The 1489-nt window shown below is 48.5% G+C and carries 1 protein-coding gene; it reads right to left on the reverse strand.

Features of this window, described 5'->3' with window-relative positions:
* Window positions 1–192: 192 nt before the first annotated feature.
* The gene (locus KDK14_RS05470; RefSeq protein WP_257264009.1) at window positions 193–1377 is read right to left on the reverse strand and encodes a hypothetical protein; all 1185 of its coding nucleotides are present in this window, start codon (window positions 1375–1377) and stop codon (window positions 193–195) included.
* Window positions 1378–1489: the final 112 nt, after the last annotated feature.

The raw sequence follows: 1489 nt of genomic DNA on the forward strand, positions 1-1489 counted from the left end.
CGTAGCGAGGACGACAGAAAATTGAGGATAAAAATTCGGTTTTGTGAGGTGAATAACGGGGCTATTTGCAGAACAAAAGCGGATTTTTAAACCAATTTGCTGCCCCGCACCAAGGCAGTCTATTCTCGGACAGCCTCCCAGTGTTGCTCAGGCTTGAGCGTGAACACGTTTCTATCGTTCTGCGAACAAAGCCTACCAGTTAGTAACCCTTATTCTGCCATAGCTGGAACGTACGCACAGTTCGGTTCTCTGTCCGATAGGTTCGTTATGGTTGGCAACAGTCACTTCAGCATCAGGACCCGTCGTTTTAACTTTTACCCGAGTGCTATCCACTGCAATACAAATATTCCCTGACGATGAGATTAACCCTCCGTGTTTGATCCGATAGCCAGGACCAGTGATGATATCCCCCCCGTTACTATGGATTCTGAGAGGCTGAGCAAATGCCTGCGGCAATTCTACAACAACATTATTATTTTCATTGCTGCGAGGTGAAATCCTGAGGTAGCCGTTATCCTGAAGCTCATGAGCTGCTGCGGGTGCAATAACTGTCACTGCAGGCTGGCGCTGCGGAGGCTGTTCATTAAGCTCAATCAGACCATCGTCGTTAAAAATTTGAATGCCATTAATCATATCAAGCGGATACTTGTTGTCTGGATCAAGGCCATGAGAATGACTAAAATTTCTGAAAGCATCCAGAAGCCCGTCAAGGCTCCTCCCGCTCTGCCGAAGAAAGTCCTCTTGGTGCTCAAGTAGCCGCATGTGGTCCCGGTACATTTGAGTATAGCTATTATTCAACAATGGTCGTGTATCTACTGGTTGGATTGCAGGAGCTTGCACAGGAGCAAGATGACGAAATACAGCCCTGCTTGACACATCATGGCGATTGGCCCGTAAAGAACTCACCACACCGAAGGGCTGATGTATTGCCGTACCACTGGCGAGCCGACCTTCCAGAGTTGCCAATGCCGCTTGTTGCGCCTCGCTTTTGGTGGTATCGGTGCCGGTTGCCTCGATGTCGGTAAAGTGTCTCATCAGGTGTTCTATCAGTTTGTACACTGGCCTACCCATCGGTATCAGGTCGCGACTCAGGGTGTTGAAAAACGGTTCTCTGTCATTTGGACACGCTTTCGGGGTTTCCAGATGGTTGTAGCAAAAGGCACACAGTATTGCATCACAGCATCTTGCTCTCAGGGGCTTGCTATGTACATCTTCGCAGACAACACACTGAAAATGGGACAGGCTCTCCAGAGCATCAGCCCGGATGGCCCTGATGGTTTTTGTTCCGGCCATGGATGTCAGTGTTTTGTGCTGGCCGGTGGTGGAAATAAACTCAATCACGGATACTTGTTGTTGTGGAGTTTGCGAAACATTCATGAAGAATCTCCTGATTGCAGGCGACGACGATTGTCAATTAGTTCTGCAGGTCAAATAGCTAAGTAGCTGGCCATATGGAATCGTATATTTCTGGCTACTTGGGCTGGTACTA

Origin of the sequence: Endozoicomonas sp. ONNA2 (genome assembly GCF_024606365.1) — a bacterium.
Classification (GTDB): domain Bacteria; phylum Pseudomonadota; class Gammaproteobacteria; order Pseudomonadales; family Endozoicomonadaceae; genus Endozoicomonas.